This is a genomic window from Corynebacterium sp. MSK071 (genome assembly GCF_030232125.1).
In the GTDB taxonomy this organism is placed as follows: Bacteria; Actinomycetota; Actinomycetes; order Mycobacteriales; family Mycobacteriaceae; genus Corynebacterium; species Corynebacterium kefirresidentii.
In genome coordinates this window covers 14026-35245 of the sequence record NZ_JASPJA010000002.1, presented here as the reverse complement: position 1 = coordinate 35245, position 21220 = coordinate 14026, and the positions used below count along the sequence as shown (strand labels likewise).

General features: G+C 58.6%; 16 protein-coding genes and 1 pseudogene. 2 read left to right on the top strand and 15 right to left on the bottom strand.

Features of this window, described 5'->3' with window-relative positions; genetic code table 11:
• Nucleotides 1–125: 125 nt before the first annotated feature.
• The 5 genes from QP990_RS01525 to QP990_RS01505 all read right to left on the bottom strand — a co-directional run bounded on the left by QP990_RS01525 (nt 126) and on the right by QP990_RS01505 (nt 8332).
• A complete protein-coding gene (locus QP990_RS01525) occupies nt 126–1715 on the bottom strand; it encodes an aspartate:alanine exchanger family transporter (RefSeq protein WP_023020614.1) in 1590 nt (529 codons plus the stop codon).
• Nucleotides 1716–1804: 89 nt separating this feature from the next.
• Nucleotides 1805–2305, bottom strand: a complete 501-nt coding sequence (gene tsaE, locus QP990_RS01520) for a tRNA (adenosine(37)-N6)-threonylcarbamoyltransferase complex ATPase subunit type 1 TsaE (RefSeq protein ID WP_023020613.1) — start codon at nt 2303–2305, stop codon at nt 1805–1807.
• Nucleotides 2295–3398 carry an alanine racemase gene (gene alr / locus QP990_RS01515; RefSeq protein ID WP_034656247.1) on the bottom strand — a complete coding sequence of 368 codons (1104 nt, stop codon included), beginning with the start codon at nt 3396–3398 and terminating at the stop codon, nt 2295–2297. The genes tsaE and alr overlap by 11 nt, the downstream gene beginning before the upstream one ends.
• 162 nt (nt 3399–3560) lie before the next feature.
• Nucleotides 3561–5432 (bottom strand): glutamine--fructose-6-phosphate transaminase (isomerizing), encoded by a 1872-nt coding sequence (gene glmS, locus QP990_RS01510; RefSeq protein ID WP_023020611.1) that lies wholly within the window; start codon nt 5430–5432, stop codon nt 3561–3563.
• 95 nt (nt 5433–5527) lie between these two features.
• Nucleotides 5528–8332: an FAD-binding and (Fe-S)-binding domain-containing protein gene (locus tag QP990_RS01505; protein ID WP_034655758.1), complete on the bottom strand. Its 2805-nt coding sequence runs from the start codon at nt 8330–8332 to the stop codon at nt 5528–5530.
• Nucleotides 8333–8533: 201 nt separating this feature from the next.
• On the opposite strand from QP990_RS01505, the gene QP990_RS01500 reads away from it, so the two are divergent.
• Nucleotides 8534–9367 carry a dienelactone hydrolase family protein gene (locus QP990_RS01500; protein WP_023020609.1) on the top strand — a complete coding sequence of 278 codons (834 nt, stop codon included), beginning with the start codon at nt 8534–8536 and terminating at the stop codon, nt 9365–9367.
• Nucleotides 9368–9371: 4 nt separating this feature from the next.
• Here the strand turns inward: QP990_RS01500 and QP990_RS01495 are convergent, their stop codons facing one another.
• From QP990_RS01495 to glmM, 4 genes are all read right to left on the bottom strand, one after another.
• Entirely contained in the window at nt 9372–9629 is a 258-nt protein-coding gene (locus QP990_RS01495; protein ID WP_034655755.1) for a hypothetical protein, read from the bottom strand.
• Nucleotides 9629–11410 carry a hypothetical protein gene (locus QP990_RS01490; protein ID WP_023020608.1) on the bottom strand — a complete coding sequence of 594 codons (1782 nt, stop codon included), beginning with the start codon at nt 11408–11410 and terminating at the stop codon, nt 9629–9631. The genes QP990_RS01495 and QP990_RS01490 overlap by 1 nt, the downstream gene beginning before the upstream one ends.
• Entirely contained in the window at nt 11407–11721 is a 315-nt protein-coding gene (locus QP990_RS01485; protein ID WP_023020607.1) for a hypothetical protein, read from the bottom strand. The genes QP990_RS01490 and QP990_RS01485 overlap by 4 nt, the downstream gene beginning before the upstream one ends.
• Before the next feature lie 112 nt (nt 11722–11833).
• The gene (gene glmM, locus QP990_RS01480; RefSeq protein WP_023020606.1) at nt 11834–13177 is read right to left on the bottom strand and encodes a phosphoglucosamine mutase; all 1344 of its coding nucleotides are present in this window, start codon (nt 13175–13177) and stop codon (nt 11834–11836) included.
• Between the two features lie 182 nt (nt 13178–13359).
• On the opposite strand from glmM, the gene QP990_RS01475 reads away from it, so the two are divergent.
• Nucleotides 13360–15279 carry a BCCT family transporter gene (locus QP990_RS01475; RefSeq protein ID WP_023020605.1) on the top strand — a complete coding sequence of 640 codons (1920 nt, stop codon included), beginning with the start codon at nt 13360–13362 and terminating at the stop codon, nt 15277–15279.
• Nucleotides 15280–15497: 218 nt separating this feature from the next.
• Here the strand turns inward: QP990_RS01475 and rpsI are convergent, their stop codons facing one another.
• The 6 genes and pseudogenes from rpsI to eccCb form a co-directional block, all read right to left on the bottom strand.
• Complete coding sequence (gene rpsI / locus QP990_RS01470) at nt 15498–16031, bottom strand: 30S ribosomal protein S9 (protein ID WP_023020604.1); 534 nt, start codon at nt 16029–16031, stop codon at nt 15498–15500.
• Complete coding sequence (gene rplM, locus QP990_RS01465; RefSeq protein WP_023020603.1) at nt 16031–16474, bottom strand: 50S ribosomal protein L13; 444 nt, start codon at nt 16472–16474, stop codon at nt 16031–16033. Before rplM ends, rpsI begins: the two co-directional genes overlap by 1 nt.
• Nucleotides 16475–16876: 402 nt before the next feature.
• Nucleotides 16877–17164, bottom strand: a complete 288-nt coding sequence (locus QP990_RS01460) for a WXG100 family type VII secretion target (protein ID WP_005322746.1) — start codon at nt 17162–17164, stop codon at nt 16877–16879.
• Nucleotides 17165–17233: 69 nt separating this feature from the next.
• Nucleotides 17234–17548, bottom strand: coding sequence for a WXG100 family type VII secretion target (locus QP990_RS01455; protein ID WP_023020602.1), 315 nt, complete (start codon nt 17546–17548; stop codon nt 17234–17236).
• A 128-nt stretch (nt 17549–17676) separates the two neighbouring features.
• The gene (locus QP990_RS01450; protein ID WP_023020601.1) at nt 17677–18801 is read right to left on the bottom strand and encodes a type VII secretion-associated protein; all 1125 of its coding nucleotides are present in this window, start codon (nt 18799–18801) and stop codon (nt 17677–17679) included.
• Nucleotides 18802–21183, bottom strand: a pseudogene (gene eccCb, locus QP990_RS01445) (type VII secretion protein EccCb); the annotation flags it as partial.
• Between the last annotated feature and the right edge of the window lie 37 nt (nt 21184–21220).

Genomic DNA, 21220 nt, shown 5'->3' with positions numbered 1-21220 from the left:
GGCGGTGGGCGGTTTATCTGGCAACCGATGCTACCTGGTTAGCCGCAACACAAAACCCACAGGGTAGTGCCTGCCAGTGTAGGCGGGCACCCCTGTGGGTGAGTAATTAACGCGATGTATTGACGCTATAGCAATAGCAAAAGCAGCACCTGCGAGGCGATAATCTTGCCGATGATTGTCGTGGGATACACCGTGGCCCAGCCACGACCGGCCAGCTCGGTGCCGGTTTGGTCGCGAATATAGGCAAAGACCGCCGGATTGGTGGTCATGCCAGCCGCACAGCCCATGGCCTCGTCCCACTTCAGCTTCAGCACCAGCATGCCGATGACGCCAATCAGGATAGCGGAGGTCAAGGTGATAATGAGACCCACGCCCATAATGGTCAGGGAGGACGGATCCGTTAGGGCATCGCGGAAGGAAGCGCCGGCCGAAGTACCCACGCCAGCGAGGAAGAGGGTCAGTCCCATATTAGAAATGGTTTCGCGCGTATGGAATGGCATCTGCCAGTTAAGCGGACCTGTCCGGTTGAGGTAGCCCAGCAGCAAGCCGACGACCACGGGGCCGCCACCGAAGCCTAGCTGCAAGGTGGAACCGCCTGGCATCGGAATCGGAATGAGGCCAAGCAACATGCCCAGCGTCAGGCCGATAGCCATGGACAGCAGGTCCGCGTTACCCAAAGCAGCTTCAGAGTCACCGAGATACTTGCGTACATAAGACAAGCGGCTCGGGCTGGTTACTACGCGAACACGATCCGAATAGTTAAGCACCGTATCTGGATGCGGGACGAGGTCCTTATCGCCCTTACGAATACGAGCGATGATAAAGCCGTTGTCTAGGGCCTTGATCTCGCGAAGCGACTTACCTGCAATGTCCGGGTTAGACACGGTAACGCGGGCGTACTTTAGACCGGCTTCCTCGGTCAGCTCCACCGGGTATTCTTCACCCAAAATCTCAATGGCCTTATCGACGGCCTCTTCGGAGCCATTGAGGAGGTATGCTTCGCCCTCGCATAGCGGCATTTCTGGGACGGCGAGGCGGTGACGCTCTTCGTCAGAAACGATACGAGTAGCAACGACAGTCTGGCCGGTTACACGGTAGATATGACCAGCGGTATCATTAAAGTTCTTGGTCAAGCGCACGCCCTTGGCCACGAGCTCGGCGGGAATCATGCCCTCCGCGCGGGCATCTTCCTCATGGTTGACCTTAACCACCTTGGCGCCGATAGCTGCGACCAGAATCGCGCCGATAACCGCACCCGGGTAGGCCAGGGAGTAACCGACAACCGGGGTGGAATCGCCCACCATTTCCACCACGGCGGCCATACCCGGTGTGGAGGAAAGCGAACCAGCGAACATACCGGTAGCTTCTGGCACGCTCAGGCCAAAGGCGCGGATGAGGCCAAAGCCTACGGCGACCAGGATAACCAGCATTCCCAGCATGAATACCGTGAGCTTCCAGCCACGGGTCTTAAACTCGCGGACGAAGGAAGGCCCAAAGCTTAGGCCAATGGCATAAACGAAAATCGCCAGGCCAAATTGATAGACCAAAGGCGGGATTTGGATATCAGGATTAGCGGTAGATAGACCCAAAGCTACGAACATCGCAGCCGCGGCACCGAGGGAGATGCCGAAGATCTTGATCTTGCCAATCGCTAGACCCACCGCCATGATGACGAAGAGAGATAGCAAAGGACTAGAGGCGAGAAAATTCAACACCTCAATAGAATTACGTACTGGTTATACTCGGAGCAAGTTCTCCACCTAGGATATTCATCACTTATCCGCCCTTAAGGTGGGCATATGTGTTATAGACCTCCCCGCCACGACCATGTGAAGCGGCGAACATCCTCGTCTGCGCCCGCATATTCCGCCGGCTCGCGGTCGATGCTAATAAACAGGTAACGTTCCGCAATCTGCTCTACCAGTCCCCCGCCCCATTCGGCGATGACCACGGCGTTTTCTAGCTCCGTGTCCAAGTCCAAAGCATCGAGCTCCCCTAGCGGATCCCCGGAATTAGCGCCGCCTTCATCGAGCAAACGGTAGGCATCAACGTGAACGAGGTCCGGCCCACCTACGGTTGAGCGGTGCACCCGGGCAATCACGAAGGTCGGCGAGGTTACCCGCCCCTTGACCTGCATGCCCTTGGCGACGCCCTGCGTTAGCGTCGTCTTTCCAGCCCCCAATGGCCCATCCAGGATCACCACATCGCCAGCCTCGAGCGCCGCGCCCAGCTCTTCGCCGAAAGCATAGGTTTCTTCCACCGTGGATAGGTCACGGCTGCCGGATTCCGGAAAGCTACTGCGCATCTTCTTCTCCTATGTATTCGCGTTCGGTGCGGCCATCGGGCAAGCAGACCACCTCGTAGTTGATGGTTCCTGCCGCCGCGGCGAGATCCGTAGCCGATACTCCCCCGTTGCCGAAAATCACGGCAGCTTGACCCGTGTCCACGCCATGGGGGTTGTCGCCCAAGTCCACCACAATCTGATCCATACAGATTCGGCCTACCTGTGGATACAGGTGCCCGCCGATGCCTACATGCAAGTCGCCTTGATAACCACGCGGTAGACCATCGGCGTATCCGCAATCCACGGTGGCCAAAAATCCCGGCTTATCCGCCTTCCAGGTCAGTCCATAACAGGTGCCTTCCCCTGGCTGAATCGGCTTTACGTTAAAAATCTGCCCGGACCAAGTCATGGCTGGGTGCAGACCATGCTCGCGGCCGTCAATAGGCTCCAAACCATAGCAGGCGGCGCCTACACGTACCTGCTCAAAATAGGAGGAAGGACGCGTCAGCACAGCTGGTGAATTGGCCAGGTGATTGACTGGGCACTCCAGCCCAATCTCGCGCGCGAGCCGCAGGGCCTTGCGGAACGCCTCCTCTTGGGCGTCGTTGTGTGGATTATCCGGCTCATCAGCACAGGCAAAGTGCGACATAAGGCCGAGGACCTTGATTTGTGGGGCGTCGCGCAGCACCTTAAAAGTGTCCGCCCAATCCTCTTCATCCACACCGGAACGGTGCATGCCGGTTTCTACCTTGACATATATCTCAGCAGGAAAATCGGCTTTAACCAGCTTATGTGCCTGTTCAAGAGAGTTAACTGCTACCTCAATGCCGCAGGCAAGTGCCTCTTCGAGGATTTCGTCCGTCTGCCAAATCCACGCCACGATGGGTGCCTCCACACCCGCGCGGCGCAAATCCACCGCCTCCCGCAGAGTGGCCACGCCAAAGCTATCCGCGCCTGCACGCGCCATTACCGGCACGACTTTGGCCGCGCCGTGGCCATAGGCATCGGCCTTGACCACGCACATGAGCTTGACCTCAGGCCCTACCTTTTCTTTGATGAGGCGGACGTTGTGCGCGATGGCGGAGAGATCAATGGTGGTTTTCAGCATGTCCACCATTGTGCCACTGCTCACCCTTTTGCTGAATTCGGGCGGGTAGCGGCCGGTGAGCGAGCAACGTGCCTACACAGATTTGTACAAACAAAAAGGACGCCCCCTTTCCTACCACGCAAGAAACGCGGCAGGTAAGGGGGCCTAACGGCGGACGCTTGGAGTGGATTACTCCACGGTCACGGACTTGGCCAGGTTGCGCGGCTGGTCCACGTCGTAGCCCTTGGACTTGGCTACGTGGGCGGCGAAGATCTGCAGTGGCACGGTAGCCAGCAGCGGCTGCATGAGGGTCGGGGCCTTCGGGATGCGGATGACGTGGTTTGCGTAATCCTCCACGGCGGTATCGCCTTCTTCCGCGATCACGATGGTGATGGCACCGCGGGCACGGATCTCCTGAATATTGGAGACGACCTTGGAGTGCAGGGAGTCGCGGCCACGTGGGGATGGCACGATAACGAAGACCGGCTGGCCCTCCTCAATAAGCGCAATTGGGCCGTGCTTGAGTTCACCTGCGGCAAAGCCCTCGGCGTGCAGATAAGCGATCTCCTTGAGCTTCAGCGCGCCCTCGAGAGCCACCGGGAAGCCGACGTGGCGGCCCAAGAAGAGCACGGATTCCGCGTCCTTCATGGAATTGGCCAGGTTGGCCACCTGGTCTTCCTCGTCGATGACGCTTTGGACCTTATCCGGCATGTGGCGCAGCTCAGCAAGAACGCCCTGGATCTCATCGGCGAACATATTGCCGCGCAGCTGAGCCAGATAGAGGCCAAGCAGGTAGGTGGCGGTAATCTGCGCGAGGAAGGCCTTGGTGGAGGCCACGGCGATTTCCGGGCCGGCGTGGGTGTAGAGCGCGGCATCGGATTCGCGCGGGATGGACGAGCCCTGGGTATTGCAGATGGCAATGACCTTGGCGCCCTGCTGGCGGGCGTGGCGCACGGCCATCAAGGTATCCATGGTCTCGCCGGACTGGGACAGCGCAACAACGAGAGTCTTCTCGTTCACGATCGGATCGCGGTAGCGGAACTCGTGGGCGAGCTCGACCTCGGTAGGAATGCGGCACCAGTGCTCGATGGCGTAGCGCGCCACGTGGCCGGCGTAGGCGGCGGTACCGCAGGCAATGACGATGATCTTGTCGATGGACTTCAGCACGGTCTCATCGATGCGCAGATCATCGAGGGTCAGTTGGCCTTGCTCATCGAAGCGGCCCAGCAGGGTATCGCGCACGGCGGAAGGCTGGTCGTGGATTTCCTTTTCCATGAAGGAATCAAAGCCGCCCTTTTCCGCAGCGGCGGCATCCCACTTGATTTCAAAAGGCTTGCCCTGTGCAGGGTTGCCCTCATAATCGGTAATTTCCACTTCGTCCGCGGTGATGGTCACAACCTGGTCGTTGTCCATCTCCACGGCAGACTTGGTGTAATCAATAAAGCCGGATACATCGGAGCCGAGGAAGTTCTCGCCCTCGCCCAAGCCGATAACCAGCGGGGAGTCGCGGCGAGCGGCAACAATGCGATCGGCCTGCTCGGCGTGGATGGCTAGCAGGGTAAACGCGCCCTCCAGGCGAGCGCAGGTTAGCTGCATAGCCTTGGTCAGGTCACCGGCTGCCTCGTTGTGGAAGACATCTCCCAGCAAGGTGGCAGCGACCTCGGTATCGGTCTCGGAAACGAAGTTATAGCCCTTGTGCAAAAGCTCGGACTTGAGCTCCGCAAAGTTCTCGATGATGCCGTTGTGTACCACTGCCAGCTTGCCGCCATCGACCACGTGCGGGTGCGCATTCAGGTCGGTGGGGCCACCATGGGTAGCCCAGCGGGTATGGCCGATACCCAGCACGGAGTCAGGCAACGGGCGGGCTGCAATCTCAGCATCCAGCGCAGCGACCTTACCGGCCTTCTTGCGCCAGCTGATATCTCCATCGGCGTACATTGCTACGCCAGCGGAGTCATAACCGCGGTATTCCAAACGGCGCAGCCCTTCTAGAACTACGTCGAGGGCGAAGTAATCACGGCCACCACCAGCGTGACCAATATATCCAACAATTCCACACATGGTTGCTGATTTTACAGCACAAGGGGCAAAGCTCTAGGCGGGCGGGGCGTCGGCAAGCAAGGCACGGCACCCCACCCGCTACTGTGCTGGGAAAACTAGCGCGATGCCTGTTCCAAAAGCTCCAAAATGTGGTGGTAATCCTCGCCGGTGGCTCGGGTGAGACCAAGCTCGCAAGTGCGGTTGGTCGAGGCGTGATACTGCGCTCCGATTGCCCTGACCTGTGCCGCTTCGGCGCGGGTGGCGGCAGCGGTAAGCTCCGGGTGAAGCATGCCGCGGTCGCCGGCATAGCCACAGCAATTCCACTCGGTGGGAATGTGTACCTCGGCCGCGGCGGCGCGGGCCACCTTTTCTACATCATCCATCATGCCCAGTTGGAAAGCAGAGCAGGTAGGGTGCACAGTCACGGAAGCCACTGGATTCTTTACTTCCAGCTGCGGCAGCAAGGTATCGGCCGTAAAGCTAATGGCGTCAATAACGGTGATACCCACCGACTCCAACATATCTTTAAAGCCAGCGGTGCAGCTGCTGGCGTCCACGATAACCGGCAGGCGCGCACCATCAGTAGCGTCCATGACGATATCCCGCACGCGCTGCTCCATTGCATCGTGGCCGGCCTGCATGCCCTTGGAAGACCATGGTGTACCACAGCAAAGCTTGTCGATGCCCTGCGGAACCTCCAGCGCGACCCCGGCGCGCTCCAAGAGTGCCACAAAGGAATCGGTAGCACCCTTGCCGCCGCCTTGCGGGCCGAACATGGTGTTCACGCAGGCGGGCAGATAGATTCCGGTGGTCTGGGCATAGCGATCACCTACGCGGCCGGCCAAGCGGCCGCGGGACTTGCCGCCCTTGCCCAACTCTGGCTGGTACTGCGGGAGATTATCGGCACCGATGAGACTGCGGCCCACATCGGTAACCTTTTTGACTAGCTCGGTGGGCAATAGGTGCGCGCCGGTAAGCGCTACCCCGGCGCCTTGGCTGACTACCTGCCAGTTCTTGGCGGCAGCACCCCACAGCTTTTGCTGCGCTGGCTGGGCTTCCTCGCGGCGCAAGCGCTTGATGAACTTGCCGGTATCGATGCCTACTGGGCAAGCAGTGCGGCACATCGAATCCACGGCGCAGGTCTCGACGCCCATGTACTCGTAGGCCCGATCTAGCTCAGCGACGAGTTGGCTATCGCCAGCTTCTTCCGCGCGCTTGCGGGCGCGGCGCACCACAATGCGTTGGCGTGGGGTAAGCGTGAGGTCGCGCGACGGGCAGACCGGCTCACAGTAGCCGCACTCCACGCAGCGGTCTACTTCCTCTTCCACGGTGGGATTGAGCTTGATGTTTTTGATGTGTGCATCGGGGTCATCGTCCAAGATGACGCCGGGGTTCATCGTGTTGGTGGGATCGCAGGCCCGCTTGAGTTCCTGCATTACCTCATAGAGCTCATCGCCGTACTGGCGGCGCACATACGGCGCCATGGCGCGGCCGGTGCCGTGTTCCGCCTTGAGATTGCCCTCGGCCGAGAGGACCAAGTCCACCATGCCCTCGTTGAAACCGTTATAGCGACCGATGGCATCATCGCCTTCAAAGCGGTCCGTAAGCAGGAAGTGGATATTGCCGTCCTTGGCGTGGCCGAAAATGACGGCATCATCATATCCATAGCGGGCAAAGAGTTCCTGCAGCGAAGAACAAGTATCTGCCAGATCGCCGACAGGCACGACGATGTCTTCCAAAAGGGCCGTCGTGCCAGACGGGCGCGCCTCTGCTACCTGGGCGTACAGACCCTTGCGGAAATTCCAAGCGGTAGTGCGCGTTGTGGCATCAGCCGAGAAGGCTGCCGGGGACTGCAGCGGCAATTCGCGCAAGAGCTGCGATCCCTTGCTTTCTTTCTCCTGCAGTTCCTCTTGGGCATCAGCGTGATACTCAATGAGCAACGCGGCCTGCTTATCCACATCGAAACCGGTAATGGCCTGCGGCACCTTATCAAAGCCTTGACCGACGCGAATAGAGGCAGAGTCCATCAGCTCCAGGGTGGCCGCTCCGGTCTCCAAAAGTGCCGGCAGGGACTTGGTGGCAGCGCTGAGATCATCAAATACGGCCACCGTGGTGGTGGTCAGCTTAGAAATCGGCACCGTGCGGAAAACCGCTTCCGCAATGAAGGCCAGGGTTCCTTCCGAACCGATAAGCAGGTGCTCAAAAAGCTTGACCGGGCTATCAAAGTCGAGGAAGGAATTGAGACCATAGCCCATCGTGTTTTTCAGCTGGAAGTGACGGCGGATAATATCCACGGATTCCTGGTTATCGCGCACACGGCGCTGCAGGCGGATAAGCGTGTCCACCAGCTCCGGTTCCTGCTCCTGGAACTGCCGGTCTGCATCCGGATCGGCGGTGTTAATTACGGTGCCGGTAGGCAGCACAAAGGTCAGCGATTCCAGAGTGTTATACGTATTGAGCTCAGTGCCGCAGGCCATGCCGGAGGAGTTATTAGCCACCACGCCGCCGATGGTGCAGGCAGACTCGCTGGCCGGATCCGGCCCCAGTTTGCGGTTGCGCAGGCCTAGGCGGGCGTTGACCTGACGCACCGTCGCGCCGGGCTGAACGCACACGCGCTTGCCCTCATCAAGAACTTCTATACCGCGGAAGTGCTTGCGCACATCCACCAGGTATCCATCGCCGGAAGCCTGACCTGCCAGAGAGGTGCCACCGGAGCGCAGAGTTACCGGAACATTCTGCTGCCGGCCCGCACGGAAGATGGCCGCCACATGCTCGGCGGAGCGAGCCTCGATGACTGCCTTGGGGGTGTACAGGTAGTGCGAGGCATCGGAGGCATGTGCCACGCGGTCAATGACCTCGGTCTTTACCTCCATCCCATAGCGAGTAGAAAGTTCTTGCACATCAACGACGCCGGTAGTCATGTACCGCAGCCTGCCTTCCCAGAAAAAGAGTACGTAGTTGTTCACACATTGCACTCCCCTGCGCTTAGCGTCGCAAGTTAGGAGGGGCTTAGGAAAGCTCGCCGCCACACCCGCTCCTCGGCCGGATACTGCGTAGATTTTTCTCAGATAAACCCGCACCCTTTCCCGCCTGGCGGGTGATCTTCATCTATCCTGGAATGCGTGTCTGCGAATTTGAAAAAACATCTAGCAACGTTGTCGAAGCGTGGCCGCAACCGAGTTTTGGTTGGCGACCTTGACTATGCCGGAATCACCGGCAAGGTTTATACCCCCGCGGAGGGCCAGAGCCTGCCCGCGGTGGCTTTTGGCCATGACTGGATGCACAAAATTAAGGATTACCACGCCACCCTGCGCCACCTGGCTAGCTGGGGCATCGTCGTGGTAGCCCCCGATTCTGAGACCGGCCCCTTCCCCGACCACCGCAACCTAGCTGCGGATATGGAATCCGCGTTGCAGATTGCCGCCGGGGTAAAGCTAGGCTCCGGAAACATTACGGTCTCCCCGGGCAAGCTCGGCATGATTGGCCACGGCATGGGCGGTGGCACCGCCGTGCTTGGGGCCTTGGACAATAAGAAAGTCGCCGCCGTCGCCGCTATTTACCCCTCGGTCACCTCCCCCTCTGCGGTGCAGGCTGCCCGCCGCATTGACACCCCGGGCCTAGTCATCGGTTCCGGCCAAGAAGACATCTTCAATGCTGGCAACCCCGCCAAGCTGGCCTATAACTGGCGTGGCCCGGTGTGCTTCCGCGCCATCGACAAGGGCAGCCAGGCTGGTTTTACCGAGGATCGCCTGCGCAAGTTGGCCATCGGAACGGCTGCTTTCCAGTCCGGCCCTACCGAAATCACCCGCGGTTTGCTCACCGGCTTCCTGCTGGCCACCCTAAATGATGATTCCACCTACGCCGCCTTTGCAGATCCAGAGGCAAGCGCGAAGAAGGTAGAAAGCCTGGTAGGCGAAGACCTGGCCGAGCGCGCCGGCGTAACCCGCGACGCCTAAGGCTTTAGCCCCGCCGCAGCACTGATTGCACCTGCCCCGACGCGTTTCGTGAACGCGCCGGGGCAGCGCCATATCGGGGCCTGGGCGCCGCTGCTTGTCGACGCCCCACTTGCCCCTTCTCCCTCCGTGCCTCCTGCATGGCCTTATCCGCGGATTTTTCAAGCTCGTCTTGCGCTTTCGCCAGCGTTTTTTCAAATTCCAGCAAGCGTTTAGCCGTCCTTTCTCGAAAGCCCTGCGCAAACTCTGCGAAATCATTATTCATTACCACTGCCCTGCCTTTCGTGCCTTAATGGATGGTTCTTCTGGCGCGGGTCCTGCCTCTGGCTGGGGCGCTGGCGCCGGCGCAGGTGCTGGGTCGGGAGCTGGTGCTGGCTCAGGAGCCGGTTCTGGGCCCGGCTGAGGCGCTGGCGCAGGTGCCTGTTCAGGCGCCGGTGCTGGGGCTGGTGTCTCCGCTGCACCAGCGGCTTGGAGGTGCGCCACCTTTTCCGGTGGCGGCGTTGGCTCCTCTACCTGAGACAGCTCTGGGGGCGGTGTTATGACTCCGTCATCACCAGTCGGTTCAGGTTCAGGGCAAGGCTCCGGTTCGGGCTCTGGCTTAGGCTCAGAGCAGGGATCAGGTTCTGGCTCAGGTACGGGATCGGGTTCGGGTTCTTGCACCGGACAATCCAGTTCGGACATGTTCTCCAAGCACTGTGCAGCGCCTTCCACAATGAGGCCCACGCCCACCAATGCGATTCCGGCTCCGACCAAGCCGAGGCTACCGCTACAGGAGGATTCGATCTCACAGACTTCTGAGCTGGTCTGGGTAGTAGTGACACATTCTTCAGTACTCTCCCCGGTATTCTCTGGGCACAGTGGTTCTTCGCTTGTGTCCGTTTCAGAAGCGGGTTCGGTTTCCATTTCTGGCTTGGGCTTCGGCTCTGGATGAGATTCTGGTTCCGGGCACGGCTCTTCTACCTGCTGCGGCTGTTCCGGTGCTTCCTGCGGCGGAATGATCTCCGCCTGCGCCGGCCTAGTGGTCTCTACTTCGCGCTCCGACTGTACTGGCCGCTCGGTGTTTGATTGCTCGGTGCACTCACAGCAGTGGCACCCAGCACCATGCTCTGATGAGGTCTCCGTGTGCATTTCCGTCTCGGCTGCAGGCTCCGGTGCAGGGCATGCCTCAGGTGGAGTAGGCGTTGGTGAAAGAGGCGTCGGTTGTGGTGGAACGGAGGTGGCGTGGTGTGATTCCGGCTTGGAATCAGGCTCCGGCATCGGTTTGGGCACAGGTGGGCACTCCACTTGCGCAGGCTCGGTGGGCCGCGATGGCGGGCACTCATCCTTTGGCATCGGATTCGTGGGAGGTGGAGCGTCTGGGCACTTCTCTACGGGTGCCGGGCAGGCTTCATCTGCAGGTTTAGCCGGCGTCGGGCATTCTTCCGGCATCGGGCGCTCACAGACGCACTCACAGCGCGATTCGAACTCGCTATAACAGGATTCGATCGCATCATCGCGGTCGCGGCAGGTGCTGGCGATATTGTGATTTGTCTCCTCAATAATTTGCCCCCCGATCGTGGAAAGAATCGGGATGATGAACCTGGCTAAAGGGTGTTTGGTGGCGACCATGGACAAAATATTTAACAGTGGGATGACCGCAGAGACGAGCTCGGTAAGGGCCGTGTCAGAGACATCAACGACGTCAGCAATAGCGCCTGAGCACTGCTCCGCCGAGCTAGTCAGATGTGCGGCATCTTGGCGGTCAATGTCGAAGTCTTCCTGCACGCCGCACAGGTGCTCACGCATGGCGCCCTGAGCAACCTCGGAATCATCCTGCTGCAAATAGCCCGCTAGTTCAGCACCGCCTCCCTTCGGGCGATTGCCGCCCACGGCCGCAACGGTATTTTTCACCAAATTTTCGGGCGCAATGCCATCAACCGCACCGACTAACTCTCCTAGTAGATTCATCGGCATGCTGGGGCCCGAGTAGCTGCCCAGGCAGGCGAATTGGAATTGAGAAATAGCGTTAGAGTAGTCCCCCAACAGGGATTTTGTCAGCGTACTCACTTGCTGCCAGCCTCCCTACCGCGTGCAAAGGAGCTGCCAAAGGACTCATCAAAATCGGCGAAGGCGCGCACCTGTTCATGAGCGGCGTGGGCGGTGGCGGATAAATTATCCAACCTCTGCCCGCCGCGCTCATGGATGCGCGCCAAGACATCACGAATGCGCTCACCGTGGCCGCCAAAATTGCGTCCAGCCGCGGCCACCGGAAAATCCGGTACCTCGGCCCGGTGGGCATCGCGTTGCTCGTCGTTATCGGCTACGACCTGCCGTAGTGCGGACATCGCCTCCAAGGGGCGAAGAAAAACCTCAGACACTTGTGTATTCCCCCAAATCCATATGCGGTAAAAGTTCTCACCTTCATTGGACTGGGGATTGCGCCAAATGGTTCCCTCGGATTATAAAAATCTTCCACACTAAGCGGTGACTCTAGACCGAAGAAACGATGGCGGAAAGCCTCCCTGCAACCTTGCGGGCCTGCTCCTTGTCCGCAGCCTCTACCATGACGCGGAAAACTTCCTCGGTGCCGGAAGGTCGCAGCAGGACGCGGCCGGTCTCGCCGAGTTCTTCCTCGGCCTGAGCGATGGCTTCTTGTACTTCGGGGGCATCCATGATGACGCCCTTATCAGAAACCGGCACGTTGATGAGCACCTGCGGTAGCACGGTCATTACCGATGCTAATTCCTTTAGGGACTTCCCGGACTTGGCCATGCGCGCCATGATAGACAGGCCGGTAAGGGTGCCGTCGCCGGTCGTGCAATCATCCGTCAACACCACGTGGCCGGACTGCTCGCCACCCAAGGAGAAATCGCCGCGGTTGAGCTCTTCTAGAACATAGCGGTCGCCTACTGCGGTGTGACGCACCTCGATGCCTTGTTCCTGCATCGCCAGCTTCAGGCCTAGGTTGGACATCACGGTTGCTACCAAGGTGTTATAGCGCAGGTCATTATCATCCTTCATGCCCACGGCCAACAGCGCCATAATCTGGTCGCCGTCAATCACATTGCCCTCGGCGTCCACAGCCAAGCAACGGTCGGCGTCACCATCGTGGGCCAGGCCCAAATCGGCGCCATGCTCGACGACGGCCGCCTGTGCCTTTTCAATATGCGTCGAACCGCAGTCCTCATTGATATTAAAGGCGTTCGGCTCATTGTGGATAGCAATAACCTCAGCCCCGGCCGCCTCATAGGCGATGGGAGCAACCTTGGAGGCCGCACCATTGGCGGTATCTACGACCACCTTGATGCCGCTCAAATCCGTGGAGACCACTTCCTTTAAATGGTTGAGGTAGCGCTCGCGTCCGTCTGGCGCCTCCGAAATGATGCGCCCCAACTTGGTGCCAGTCGGGCCGTCTTCAGTGAGGTTTTCCATAGTGGCCTGAATCTTGTCTTCTATTTCGTCCGGTAGCTTCTTGCCGCCGGCGGAGAAGAACTTAATGCCGTTATCCGGCATAGGGTTGTGGGAGGCAGAAATCATTACGCCGAGATCCGCGCCATAATCATCCGTCAGGTAGGCAATCGCCGGGGTCGGCAACACGCCCACGCGCACCACGTCAACGCCGCGGGAGGCCAAACCGGAGGCAATCGCCGCATCCAGCATCTCGCCGGAAACGCGCGGGTCGCGACCAATAATGGCCAACGGCCGACGCTCATAGGATTCCCGCTGGGCGGTGAATACCTCCGCAGCGGCCTGGCCTAGTTGCAAGGCCAGAATCGGAGTCAGCTTCTTGTTCGCGAGGCCGCGAACGCCATCGGTTCCAAAAAGTCGAGTCATGCAGTCAATTATGCACGCCTGTGCCCAGCGATTGCATGTTGGGGCGGCCCTAGGCAGGTTTAACCCCCAACCAGTCCTTCCTTGTTAACCCCGAAGACATAATTAAGTGTTCCATTTCGGATGAAGTATGTAACTATCTAGTAAGTGACATTTCGCTCTTACCCTTTAGAGAGGAACTTCTCATGACGAGATCTCGCTCAATAGGTGATGACTCACTTGATTCTGCTTCGCAGAAGGCACGATCGGCTATAGCCAAGGCGGCTTCGGGCGAGCGCTCTATCCATCCTGCGCTCATTCCCGGCGTCAGCGTTGAAGATACGCGTGCCAATTTCAAGACGAATAAAACTGTCTTCGCAGTAGCACTTGCCGCGACCATCGCGATCATCGTGTGGGCGATCGTGGCACCAGAAAACCTGGCCAGCACGGGAACCAACCTGCAGGCATGGGTGGTCCAACACTTCGGCTGGCTTTTCACGATTGTCATGATCGCGACTACGATTTTTCTACTGTCCATTGCAATCGCTCCCACAGGAAAGATCAAATTAGGTTCTGATGATTCGGAACCTGACTTCTCCCGTTCCTCGTGGATCGCAATGCTATTCGCCGCAGGATTGGGAATCGGGCTGGTCTTTTACGGCCCAATGGAGCCGCTATCCCATTTCTTGACCCCACCGCCGTATCTCTCCGATGTGGAACCAGCCAGCGAGGCAGCAGTCCTGCCAGCCTTCTCGCAAGCTATTCTCCACCAAGCTACATTGCCGTGGATGGTGTATGCGCTAGTCGGCGGGTCCCTCGCTTATGCTGCCTACCGTCGCGGGCGTCTACCGCTCATTTCCTCCCTTTTCGAGCCCATCGCAACCAACTCCAATAACCGCGTCATAGGAAAGATCGTCGACATCTTTTCTGTCCTGGTCACGCTTTTTGGTACAGCGACCTCGCTAGGAATTGGCGCGCTACAGATCCGTACTGGAACATCGATTGTCACCGGAAAGCCTTTGGAAGGCGACGGAATAATCGTTGTGATCATTTCCATACTCACCGTCATCTTCATCATTTCGGCGATGTCCGGCATCAAACGAGGTATTCGCATTCTGTCGAATATCAACATGGGCCTCGTTATCGGCTTGGGCATATTCGTCCTAATTACGGGACCGACGATGTATATTCTCGATCTGATTCCAGCGTCACTGTTGCAGTTTTTCAACAACTTCGCTGACATGATGTCCGTTGCTCCCTCGCAAGGTGAGACAGAAAAAGAATTTGTTACCGCTTGGACAATGCTCTACTGGGCATGGTGGATTTCTTGGTCGCCCTTCGTCGGTATGTTCATTGCAAAAATCTCGCGCGGCCGCTCTATCCGCGAATTTGTACTGGTCATCATGCTCGTGCCAACGTCGCTGTCGCTGCTCTGGTACGTGATTTTTGGGGCCACAGCTATCAAAACTCACCTCGACGGACACGGCATCGAAATCAAAGATTCCGGTGAAAACGTCATGTTCGACGTCATGAAAACGCTGCCGCTTTCTAGCATCAGTACAATCGCCGTTCTCGTAGCAGTGGTCGTATTCTTTAATACTGCCGCCGATTCCGCCACCAATGTGATGGGCTCGATGTCCCAATCCGGCCGCCCCGTGCCTGCAACACCAATCTCCATCATTTGGGGAGCTGCCCTGGGCGGGATCTCCTTGGCGCTTCTTCTCATCGCTGGCCAAGATGCTCTAAGTGGTCTGCAGTCAATCATGGTGTCTTGCTCTTTGCCCTTTGCCTTTATCCTCATCGGCGTGATGGTCGCGTGGGGCAAAGATCTAGCACGAGATCCGCTAATGCTACGGAGGAATTACGCCACTGCCGCCATCGCCCGAGGCGTCCAGCACGGTCTGCAAGAGCATAACGGTGACTTCATTTTCGGCTCGTCTGCCGTTCCCGAAAGCCAAGGCGCCGGAGCAAAGATCGAAAGCGATGATCCGTACCTCCACGAATGGTACACCGAATCCGCAACGGACGAGTACCTAGCAGACCAAGCATCCGTGCGGGATCGGCAACGAGCTGAGCTCGAAGAATTCGAAGAGAAGCATCAAAAGGATTCGGCACACGAGGAATAGTCTCATCCACTTTCACTTTCACTTTCACCGCTAAGCCCGTCTGGCCCACCCCGATTCCCATAACGTCCGCGGTGGCAGACGGGCTCTGTTATTCCTACCTAGACCTTCCTCCTAGGGCCCCAAGAAGCAACACGACTGAAACTCGAAATGACAAAAGCCGCCGCCTCCAAAAGGAAGCAGCGGCTTTCGTAGCGCTTGCGCGCGCAGTAGAAGCGAGATTAACGCTTGGAGTACTGCGGTGCGCGACGTGCCTTGTGCAGACCAGCCTTCTTACGCTCAACTGCACGAGCATCTCGGGTGAGCAGACCAGCCTTCTTGAGGGCGGTGCGGTCACCTGGGTTGTAGATGTTCAGTGCACGAGCGATAGCCAGACGCAGGGCGCCAGCCTGACCGGTTGGGCCGCCGCCGTTGACGGTGACCTTGAGGTCGAACTGGTTCTCGCGCTCCAGCAGGGTAAGCGGCAACAGGATGTCCTGCTGGTGCAGCTTGTTCGGGAAGTACTCGCCGAACTCGCGGCCGTTAACCACGATCTGGCCGGAGCCAGCAACAAGGCGAACACGAGCGACGGCGCGCTTACGGCGTCCGACGGTCTGGATCGGGCCCTCGTGTACCGGAGCGGCAGCCTCAACCTCTTCGGTCTCGGCCGGTGCGATGGAATCACCGATGGTGTTGGTGAACTCTTCGGTAGCGGCGCTTGCTGCAGCGATGTCAGCAGCGTCGGCTACGTTGTTGTCGATGTTCTGCTCAGACATTACTGTGCCACCTGCTTAAACTCGAAGGTTTCCGGCTTCTGGCCGGCGTACGGGTGCTCTTCGCCTGCGAAGACGTGCAGCTTCTTGATGGAAGCGCGGGAGAGCTTGTTGTGCGGCATCATGCCGGCAACGGCTTCTTCGATAACGCGAACCGGGTTGGCGTCCAAAGACTGACCCAGGGTCATGGACTTCAGGCCGCCCGGGTAGCCGGAGTGACGGTAGCGCATCTCGCGGCCGCGCTTAACGGAAGAAACGTGGATCTTGTCAGCGTTGAGGATGATGACGTGGTCACCAGCGTCAACGTTCGGTGCAAACTGTGGCTTGTGCTTGCCGCGCAGCAGGTCTGCAACGGTGGAAGCGAGCTTGCCCAGCACCACATCAGTAGCGTCGATGACGTACCACTTGCGGGTGATGTCACCGCTCTTTGGGTGGAAAGTAGACAATTTGACTCCTTGAAAGTCTGTCTCGGAACTGCCGGCCAGCGCTAAGCATCCATCCACTCCCGTACAGCGGCCGGTGGAGACCTGCAGGGAGCGCTTCGCCAGCTGCTAACCGACGAGCGAACACATAGGTCTCCTACCCTACTTGCTCACCTGCTCGAAAACCAAAACGCCGAAACCGGTACCTTCCGCGGCTCAAACGGAAGGTACCGGCTCGTGGGTGTGGACTAGAAAGGTACGACTTGAAAAGGTGGAAGAGAGGAAAAGAGGTATTGGTCAAAAAGTGCTCACGCTGCAATCTTTTGCCAAGACTGCGGCTGCGTCCGCCTCCTGCCACTCGGGTGTGGTCAGTGGCACCGCAAGCTCGGCCAAGACAGCCTGAAACAGTGCAGGCGAGGCGCGGATCTAACCCCAGCTTGCGGCGGCGCGACGATTAACGTCACTCATTGCATCATTGCCCTGAGAGACGGTCTTGGAGATGGTCGCGAGCACGGTATTGAGTTCCTGAGATGCCTTGTCCCACTTGGCCTGTGCCTGGTTATAAGCCACTGCGGACTCGCCCTCCCAAGTGCTCACCATCGGCTGCAGCCGCGCCTTCAGGTCTGCCAAGGTGCTGTTGATGCGACCTGAGGTGGCGTTGATATCAGCTGCGGCGGAAGAAATGGCACCGAATTCGTACTTGATCTCGGACATGTGGTGGTGGATTCCCTTCTGTGAATCTATAGGTTTTGGTCAGTGGACTAGAGAACTGTGCAGTGCGGTTTAGAGGGCGAGGCCGCCACCAACATTGGAGAATGCCTGGGCGTTTTCTGCTTCCACGTTGTCGAAGTTGTGGGCGTTGCTGCGGATATTGTCAGAGATAGAGGCCAATGCCTCGCGCAGCTGTTGTGCAGAGGTGTTGTAGCGCTGCATCAGGTCATCGAATGAGACCTGGGCTTGGCCTACCCAGCTTCCGCGCACAGAGTCGACGACTCCCTGCAGGCGGGTGAGCTCGCCTTGGACTTCATCATTGGTGTTATCGACTTTGCCGGCGGTGGCAACCATGACATCGGCTTGTGTCTTGAAAGTCTGAGACATAAGAGTGCGCCCCTCCTTAGGGCGGATGAGATTGTGTATATTCCCCCGAAAAAGCATCTGTGCTTTCTCACCTTTATTGGACTGAACTTTCTGCCAAACGGTTCCCGTCTGGGACAAAGTTTTTAAGACTATTTTTTGACCAGGCTTTCCGTAGCCATGCGGCAGGCTGCCTTTTGGACAGCATTGGAATTGTGGCGGGTATGGCACCCCACAGACATCTGATGCCCACGGTCTTCCCAGGTAGTCCACTCCACCAAAGAGCCGTCCCCTGGGTCTTCGGTATAGCTCAGGCGCCCGGCCTTATCGGTAGCATCGCGTAGCGCCGGGTCTTCGTCGACCTGCGCGCGGATTTCTTTAAAAAGTGCATCCGCCGGAACGTTAAACATTTCATCCGCCGCCAATAGGATACGCAGGTTCGGATCCTCCCCGGTGGCGGTAACCAACCCATCTTCTACCTTGGTATGAAACCCGGTGGGAACGACCACAGACATTCCCTCAATATCTAAGCGCTTTTCTCCCGGATGTAATTCATCACCACCCGGTTCTGCAGCACCCGTGGCACCAGACTCTGGCGAGTTGGGTACGGATTCCACCGCGGTATCGCGGCTCGGCTCTGCAGCGCGTGGTTGTGGGCGGGAATCACCTGAGGCGGCATCACTGTCTGCTGAATCTCGTGCGCCGATAGCCCACCAGGAAGCTCCGGCAACGGCAATAATGACCACTGCAATTGCGAGGTGGAAGATATCAATAGCCCCGAGCCAACCGCGCAGCCGGTCGGACCAGCTTGGTGTTACTGGCTCATCATAGGCTGGCGCTTCCATCACTCTGGTGGGAGAAGCTGGTTCCGCAATCTCCGTAGCCGGATGAGTAGGAGTTCCAAATGAGGTTGACGTAGCTAACGAGGAGATAGCTGGTTCTGGGTCAATGAGCCGCACCCCGGTGACTTCCAATTGCCGGCTGACGATGGTGGTGGCTTCCTGCGCAATGTCCGTGCCGGACGAGTCTGCCACCACGCAAGCTTCCACGTCGGGCCAGGACGGTCCGGCCAACTTTGAAATCTGATCCATGACCTGGCCCAAAGCCCAACCTTCCACGATGCCGGTACCCGGCAGGTCGTAGCGGTATACCGAATCAGGCCCTTCAAAAATGGTGACCGCGTCCAGGATCGTGACGGTAATTGGTACGGCGTTAGTCTCCCCACCGTCAGTGATTGGGGCGTCGGTGTGCGAATTCGCGCTGAGGTTGGTGGTCATTTACTTCTCTCCTTCTGGGTACACCACTTGGGCGACGCCAAGGTTTTCACCGCGGATGCTCCACTGACCGCGACCGGGTGGTTGTTGGCTGGGTTTAAGGCCAAAGATGGTGCCTTCGTCCCGGTCGGCGTCGAAAAGCAGCAACGCTGGTTGAAGATCGCGCACTGCAGAGAAGAATTGGCCGAAAAGGGCGCGGCCAATGCCACCAGACTTGCGAGCGACGATGAGATGCAAGCCAATGTCGCGGGCGTGCGGGAGTAGCTCCAGGAGCGGTGAAAGGGCAATATCGCTCAGCAGGTCCGCATCGTCGATGACTAAGTAGATATCTGGGCCCTCCCACCAGTCTCGTGCGGCGAGCTGCGCTGGGGTAATATCCGGGCCCGGCAGGCGGGATTCCAGTGTCCGGACAGTATCGAGAATGGTCTCTTGTGCACTTGTCTGCGTTGCGGCATAAGCGGCAACCATGTCTTGGTTCAAGGTTCCTAAGTGAGCCCGCCGCTGGTCGATGACCACAAGGCGAGCGTCTTCCCGCGCGAAGGCGCAGATGCCGCGCATTATCTGCGCCAAGAAGGTGGACTTGCCGCAACCCTGCGCTCCTATGGCCACTAGATGCGGCTCGCGCGATGGATTCCACGTCAGCGGATCGAGATCCCGTCCGCCGATACCCCAGGCGATCTCGCCGTCGGGAACGTTCCCTTGAGTAGCAAGGGCAGACGGGGTGAGTACCGCGGGCAGCATCTTGAGTTGCGGAACTGGATCGGCTGCGGCATGAACGCGGCAAATGTGGGCGATGTCCTGGTTTGATGTGCGAGCCAAAAGCATATTCTCTCCGGCCAAGGTAAGCCCGCGGCCCGGCGCGCTGGGTAGCTTCTGCTGCAACTTGCGGTCAATTAGCGAATCCAAGGACTCACCAAGACGCAGCTCAAGTCGGTTGGCTATGAGATCGCGAATGGCGGGGCGCATCGTGGTCCACCGCGAGGTGGCAATGATGACATGTACGTGGGCAGAGGCGCCATCGGCGACGATCTCTGTAACTTTCTCCGCTATGTCTTCAAACTCTGCATTGGAGGTGCCAATGTGGTGCCAGCCATCGATAACGAGGAAGGTTGCGCACTGTTCCGGGCGGCGAATAAAGCCGGCTACTTCGTCCACGATTCGCCGCACCTTTTCCCCTTCATCTCGTCCAGCAACTCCGGCAACGTGGGGAAGTCTCTCCAAAGACGCTAGCTGACCGCCACCCAAATCGATGACGTAGAAGCGTGCCGCCTTGGGGCTATGCCGTAGCGCCAGAGCCGAGACGATGGTGCGCAGCGCACTTGATTTTCCTGACTGCGGGCCGCCGCATAGGGCCATGTGCCCGCCGTGCTGGTGGAAATCAATTATCAGTTCATCTTGACGTTGATAATACGGCCTATCGATAATGCCGACGGGAGCCAGCAGCGTCCCGTTACCTGCAACAAACGACGAGGCGCCCACGTCCGCTCCGCTAGACAGTCCGGGTAATGCAGATAGCTCAATGACCGGTGGTAGCGGCGGCAGCCAGATACGGTGCGCCGATTGATCACGCAATCGGGCTTCTTCTGCCGCGGCACGCACGACCTCGCTAAGCACAGTGGTGGTGTCATCGAGAACAACCACAGGGCTAGTGCTTTCTTCCTCCTCTGCCCAACCTCGAAAGAACTGCACGCGGCCGCGGGCTACGGCGGGTCCGTCCCCATGAGCTTCAGCTATCGCCCGGCGCGGCACGGGCCCAGAAACATAGGAGGCTTGGAAACGAATCAACGCCTCGGCATCAGACTTGAGGTAGCCCGCGCCGGGTTGGCCGGGCAAATGGTAGGCATCGGCCACGCCCAATACTTGACGGGATTCCGCCGAAGAGAAGGTTTTTAGCCCGATTCGGTAGGACAGGTGGGAATCCAGCCCCCGCAACCGGCCTTCTTCAAGTCTTTGAGAGGCTAAAAGCAGGTGCACGTGGAGACTGCGCCCCAAGCGGCCAACGGCAACGAAAAGTTCCGCAAAATCAGGGTGCTGGCCCAAAAGCTCCGAGAACTCGTCAACAACAATGACCAAGGCGGGCAGTGGCCCGTGCTCGCGTACTGCAGCGGCGGAAGCGTTGTACTCGCTGACGTTGGCGAAGTTTCCGGCGGTGCGCAACAACTCTTGGCGGCGGTTCATCTCGCCGGAGATGGCATCGTACATGCGCTCTACCAGCGTAGATTCCTCTTCCAAGTTAGTAATCACTGCAGAGGTATGCGGCAGGTGGTCACATCCTAAGAAAGTAGCGCCGCCTTTGAAATCCACCAGTACGAGGTTCAGCTCGTCCGGACTATGGGTAGCTGCAAGCGCGGTGACGAGGGTGCGTAGGAGCTCCGACTTAAATGAATGTGGGTTGTGGGTACTATATAGCATTTCCATACAC